The following is a 6,000-nucleotide window of genomic DNA, read 5'->3' as shown; positions in this document are numbered from 1 at the left end:
AAGAACTAAAGCAGTCCGCATGAAGTGACGCGACAAGTACGTTGACAACCGCCGTCGCAGGCACTCGAATGGATCTCGAGTTCTTTAAACGTGACTTGCTGAAGCGCGGAAAGAGCGTCAAGCGCGTTGAACTTGAATTTCCGATGCGAACCATGGCACGGCCTCTCCAAATACCCGCTGGCTAACAATCGGAAAGGAGATGTCGGTGTGAATTGCTTCCATTCGCCTGCCTGAAGTTCAATCAGAACGATGAGCCGCGTGATTGATCGGAACTCGGACGCGCGGGATGAAAAGGATTGCCACTCTGCGTCTTTCCGAACGCGTGCTCTCGTCAGCGATGACTTTGTCAGCAATTTTCAGGACGCTTCTCTTACTTTCGCTTCTTTGCGCGCGCCTGCGTTCGGCGTTGGCGACTGGCGCATGCACGTGCGATCCCAAAAATGAAACTTATATTTCATTTTTGAGCGTGGCGTTGCGCCGCCCAAAAATATTGCTTTGTTAAATCAATGATCTAGGTATCTGGCGCTGCCTTGGCCCGCTCTTTGCAATATAAGTGGCCAGACAGCGGTATTTTGCTGCAGTCGGCTTTTTCAACCGGGAAATCCAGCGATGACTAATGACGGACAAAATGGACCGGAGACGCGACACGTCGAGTCCCCGGAAGACGGGGGTAGGATGGAAACCAACCTGGCGACAGACGATCGTCCCGACACCGTGGCAAACCATGGCCGGACTAACTGGGCCTGGGCAAACGGCAGATCGGGCTACGACTGGATGGATTCGCACTACCTCTGCACCGACGTCGCCTGAATCTGCGGTCGCCAGCAGTGCACCTCCCGTTCGCGCCGGAGGGTGTCGCTCGTTTGCACTACGCCTGATGGGCCTGATGACCCCGCTGGCGCATCGCGCCATTCTTAGGCATGCCGTGCAAGATGCGCAGCTATGGCTGCGCTCCTCGACTGTTTCGCTCTACAGACGTAACTATTCAGCGCTTGTAAACTGCGACCAGGCTGTGCATAGTGAAGGACATGACGAAGATGCCTGACATCAAGGACCTGACGCCGGAGCAGAAGGACGCACTCATCGTTGATCTGGTGAGGCGGCTGAACGAGCTTGAGGCAAAGCTTGAGAAGGACAGTCATAACTCCAGCAAGCCGCCGTCAAGCGATGGTCCGCAGCGCAAGCCGAAGTCATTGCGTGGCACGAGCGGGGCAAAGCCTGGCGCGCAACCGGGGCACAAGGGCAAGACGCTTAAACGCGTGGCCCAGCCTGATCACATTGAGATTCACCCGGTGGCACCGATATGCGACGCCTGTGGACAGAGGATCGAATCCGCCCTGATCACCGTGCTTGCCGAGGGCCGTCAGGTGATCGATCTGCCGCCCACGCGCTTTGAGGTGACCGAGCATCGCGTCCAGATCGCACAGTGCCGCTGCGGCAAGCATCATTCGGGCGTATTTCCCGAGGACGTGAGCCAGGCGGTGCAGTATGGTCCCCAGATCCGCGCCGCTGCGGTCTATCTGACGCAATACCAGCAGTTGCCGGTTGCGCGCACGGCCCAGGCGCTGGAAGACCTGTTCGGTCTGCGTGTGAGTACGGGTACCGTGCAGCACAGCATTGACCAGGCCGCCCGGTTGCTGGCGCCGGCGGTCAAACAGATCAGCCACGCGCTGCGTGAGCAACCGGTGGTGCATTTCGACGAGAGTTGCATGCGCGTGGGACGCAAGACTCACTGGCTGCATAGCGCCTCGACGCGCGCGCTGACCTGGTATGGCGCACACAACAGGCGCGGTCGCGAGGCGCTGGACAGCTTCGGCATTCTGCCCGGCTTTGCGGGAATCGCCGTGCATGACGGCTGGGCAGCCTACGCGCAGTATGAGTGTGAACATGCGCTGTGCAATGCCCATCATCTGCGCGAACTGGTGTTCGTACTGGAGTCCACCCAGCAACCCTGGGCTCAGCAGATGATTGATCTGCTTTGCCAGGCAAAGCGCGAGGTCGACCTCAGTCTGGCTTCAGGCAACACAGCGCTGGGTCAATCGCGCCAACGCTATTACACGCGGCGCAGTCGGACACTGATCGCCCAGGCGCGCAGGCTCAATCCGCAGCAGGCACATGAGCCCACGCGCAAGGAACTGCGCGGCAGAATCCGGCAAAGCTTTACCTACAACCTGCTCGGACGCCTTCAGAGACATGCGCGCGAGGTGTGGCGTTTCGTTGCAGATCACCGTGTACCGTTCGACAACAATCAGGCCGAACGCGATATCCGCATGCCCAAACTCAAGCAGAAAATCTCGGGGTGCTTCCGTGCGATCTCGGGCATGGAGGCGTTCTGCACGATCCGCTCCTACCTCGCCACCTTGCGCAAACAGAACCGTTCGCTAATCGATGCGCTGGCCTTGAGCTTTGCCGGATTCGTCGTTTCGCCTCTGGCTGCCGCTGAATAGTTACCTACAGACAATGAATAATCCTCAGATCAGATCTCTGCTGATAGCCAATCGCTCGGAAATCTCCATTCGCGTCATGCGTGCCGCCGCGGAGATGAACATCCGCACGATCGCCATCTATTCGAAAGAGGATCGTCTCGCTCTGCATCGCTTCAAGGCGGACGAGAGCTATCTGGTCGGTGAAGGCAAAAAGCCGCTCGCCGCCTATCTCGACATCGACGACATCCTGCGTATCGCGAGGCAGGCGAAGGTCGACGCGATCCACCCCGGTTATGGCTTTCTCTCCGAGAATCCCGATTTCGCGCAGGCGGTCATCGATGCCGGAATCCGCTGGATCGGTCCATCGCCTGAGGTCATGCGCATGCTTGGCAACAAGGTGGCGGCCCGCAACGCGGCTGTCGCGGCCGGTGTGCCGGTGATGCCGGCAACCCCGCCATTACCCCACGACCTGCAGGAATGCATGCGCCTCGCAGCCGGAATCGGCTACCCGCTGATGCTCAAGGCGAGTTGGGGCGGGGGCGGAAGAGGGATGCGAGTTCTGGAGAGCGAGGGCGATCTCGAATCCGCGCTCGTCGCAGCCCGGCGCGAAGCGCTGGCGGCGTTCGGCAACGACGAAGTGTATGTGGAGAAGCTGGTGCGCAACGCGCGCCACGTCGAGGTGCAGATACTCGGCGATATGCATGGCGATCTCGTGCATCTCCATGAGCGCGACTGCACGGTGCAGCGGCGCAACCAGAAAGTGGTGGAGCGTGCGCCCGCACCCTACCTCGATGACGCTGGCCGCGTGCTGCTCTGCGATTCGGCGCTCCGGTTGATGCGCGCGGTGGGGTACACCCATGCCGGCACGGTCGAGTTCCTGATGGATGCCGACTCCGGCCAGTTCTACTTTATCGAAGTGAACCCGCGCATCCAGGTCGAGCACACGGTCACCGAGATGATCACCGGGGTCGATATCGTCAAGGCGCAGATCCGTATCACGGAAGGCGGCAGGATCGGCATGATCGAAGACACGCTCGACGAGCGCGGTGTCGTCAGCGTGCGCGCGGCGGGCGTGCCGGCGCAGCCGGACATTCCGCTCAACGGCCACGCGCTGCAATGCCGGATCACGACCGAAGATCCCGAGAACGGCTTCTTGCCGGACTACGGCAGGCTCACCGCTTACCGCAGCGCGGCGGGATTCGGTGTTCGGCTCGACGCCGGCACTGCCTATGGCGGCGCGGTGATCACGCCGTATTACGACTCACTGCTGGTCAAGGTGACCACGTGGGCGCCGACCGCTGCCGAGTCGATCCGACGGATGGATCGGGCGCTGCGTGAGTTCCGGATTCGCGGTATCGCGTCGAACCTGCAGTTCCTCGAAAACGTCGTCAATCATCCCGCCTTCGGGCGAGGCGATGTCACGACGCGTTTCATCGACCTGACGCCGGAACTGCTCGCATTCACGAAGCGGCGGGATCGTGCGACGAAGCTGTTGAGCTATCTGGGCGACGTGAGCGTGAACGGGCATCCTGAGATGAGCGGCCGCACACTGCCCGGGTTGCCGTTGGGCAAGCCGGTGGTGCCGGCCGTCGACACCGCAACTGCGCTGCCCAAGGGCACGCGCGATCTCCAGCGCGAACTCGGCCCGGAAAAGTTCGCAAGCTGGATGCTGGACCAGAAGCAGGTTCTGCTCACCGACACGACGATGCGCGACGCGCACCAGTCGCTGTTCGCAACGCGCATGCGTACGGCCGATATGTTGCCGATCGCGCCGTTCTACGCCCGCGAGCTGTCGCAGCTCTTCTCGCTCGAATGCTGGGGCGGCGCGACCTTCGACGTGGCGCTGCGCTTCCTGAAGGAAGACCCATGGGAACGACTGGCGCAGCTGCGCGAGCGGGTGCCCAACGTGCTATTCCAGATGCTGCTGCGCGGCTCGAACGCAGTGGGCTATACGAACTATGCGGATAACGTCGTACGGTTCTTTGTCCAGCAGGCCGCAAGCGGCGGCGTCGATCTGTTCCGCGTCTTCGATTCGCTGAATTGGGTGCGCAACATGCGCGTGGCAATCGACGCGGTGCGCGAAAGCGGTGCGCTTTGCGAAGGGGCGATCTGCTACACAGGCGATCTCTTCGACGGCTCCCGCTCGAAGTACAACCTGAACTACTACGTGGGTATCGCGCGCGAGCTGCAACAGGCGGGCGTGAACATCCTCGGCATCAAGGACATGGCGGGTATCTGCCGCCCGCAGGCCGCCGCTGAGCTCGTGAAAGCGCTCAAGGAAGAAACCGGCTTGCCCGTGCATTTCCATACGCACGACACCAGCGGCATTTCGGCGGCCTCGGCGCTGGCCGCGATCAACGCCGGCTGCGATGCGGTGGACGGCGCGCTCGACGCGATGAGCGGCCTGACGTCGCAACCGAACCTGTCGAGCATCGCAGCGGCGCTCGCGGGCAGCGAGCGTGATCCGGGGCTGAGTCTCGAGCGCTTGCATGAAGCCTCGATGTACTGGGAAGGCGTGCGCCGCTACTACGCGCCGTTCGAATCGGAGATCCGTGCCGGCACGGCCGATGTCTATCGCCACGAGATGCCCGGCGGCCAGTACACGAACCTGCGTGAACAGGCGCGCTCGCTCGGCATCGAACATCGCTGGACCGAGGTGTCGCGCGCGTATGCCGATGTCAACCGGATGTTCGGCGACATTGTGAAGGTGACGCCGACTTCCAAGGTGGTCGGTGACATGGCGTTGATGATGGTGGCCAACGATCTAAGCGCCGCCGACGTGTGCGATCCCGCCAAGGAAGTCGCGTTTCCCGAGTCCGTTGTCTCGCTGTTCAAGGGGGAGCTCGGCTTCCCGCCCGACGGCTTTCCGGTGGAACTGTCACGCAAGGTGCTGAGGGGCGAGCCGCCTGCGCGTTACCGGCCTGGCGACGCGCTTGCGGCGGTCGATCTGGAAGCAGCGCGTGCGCAGGGCAAGGCTGACTGCGAACACGAACTGGACGACCAGCAACTGGCTTCCTACCTCATGTACCCGAAGCAGACGAGCGATTACTTCGCGCACTTGCAGACCTATAGCGATACCTCGGTGCTGCCGACACCAGCTTTCCTCTATGGACTGCAACCGCAGGAGGAGGTGGCGATCGACATCGCGCCGGGCAAAACCTTGCTCGTCGCGTTGCAAGGCAAGCACGCCGACAGCGAGTCCGGCATGATCAAGGTTCAGTTCGAGCTGAACGGACAGTCGCGCACGGCCTTGATCGAGCAGCGCACTACGGCCCAAGCGGGACCGGCGCGTCATAGCCGCCCGGTAGCCGACCCGTTGAATCCGCTGCACGTCGCCGCGCCCATGCCGGGTTCGATCGTCACCGTTGCGGTACAGCCGGGGCAGCGGGTCGCCGCCGGTACGGCGTTGGTCGCATTGGAAGCAATGAAAATGGAAACCCACATTGCGGCGGAGCGCGACTGTGAGATTGCAGCAGTGCATGTCCAGGCAGGTGACCGTGTGGCCGCGAAAGATCTCCTGATCGAGCTGAAGGGGGAGGGCTAATCGACGAAGAGCGAAGACTGCGCACCGCAT

Annotated in this window: 3 protein-coding genes; all 3 read left to right on the top strand. The window is 61.9% G+C overall.

Annotated features, from left to right (window positions below; translation table 11 throughout):
• Positions 1-675: 675 nt before the first annotated feature.
• The 3 genes from M0D67_RS20535 to M0D67_RS20525 all read left to right on the top strand — a co-directional run bounded on the left by M0D67_RS20535 (position 676) and on the right by M0D67_RS20525 (position 5,970).
• Entirely contained in the window at positions 676-810 is a 135-nt protein-coding gene (locus tag M0D67_RS20535; protein WP_266239531.1) for a hypothetical protein, read from the top strand.
• Positions 811-1,028: 218 nt separating this feature from the next.
• Positions 1,029-2,447 carry an IS66 family transposase gene (locus M0D67_RS20530; protein WP_266239530.1) on the top strand — a complete coding sequence of 473 codons (1,419 nt, stop codon included), beginning with the start codon at positions 1,029-1,031 and terminating at the stop codon, positions 2,445-2,447.
• A gap of 13 nt (positions 2,448-2,460) precedes the next feature.
• Positions 2,461-5,970 carry a pyruvate carboxylase gene (locus tag M0D67_RS20525; RefSeq protein ID WP_266239529.1) on the top strand — a complete coding sequence of 1,170 codons (3,510 nt, stop codon included), beginning with the start codon at positions 2,461-2,463 and terminating at the stop codon, positions 5,968-5,970.
• Positions 5,971-6,000: the final 30 nt, after the last annotated feature.

The organism is Paraburkholderia sp. SECH4, from assembly GCF_030511745.1.
Lineage (GTDB): Bacteria > Pseudomonadota > Gammaproteobacteria > Burkholderiales > Burkholderiaceae > Paraburkholderia > Paraburkholderia madseniana.
The sequence above is the reverse complement of the archived record's forward strand: the minus strand, read 5'-3'. Positions and strand labels throughout refer to the sequence as shown.

What these genes read in the sequence shown, in the direction of transcription:
- M0D67_RS20535 (WP_266239531.1), top strand. Translation starts at nt 676, where the DNA reads ATGGAAACCAACCTGGCGACAGACGATCGTCCCGACACCGTGGCAAAC.
- M0D67_RS20530 (WP_266239530.1), top strand. Translation starts at nt 1,029, where the DNA reads ATGACGAAGATGCCTGACATCAAGGACCTGACGCCGGAGCAGAAGGAC.
- M0D67_RS20525 (WP_266239529.1), top strand. Translation starts at nt 2,461, where the DNA reads ATGAATAATCCTCAGATCAGATCTCTGCTGATAGCCAATCGCTCGGAA.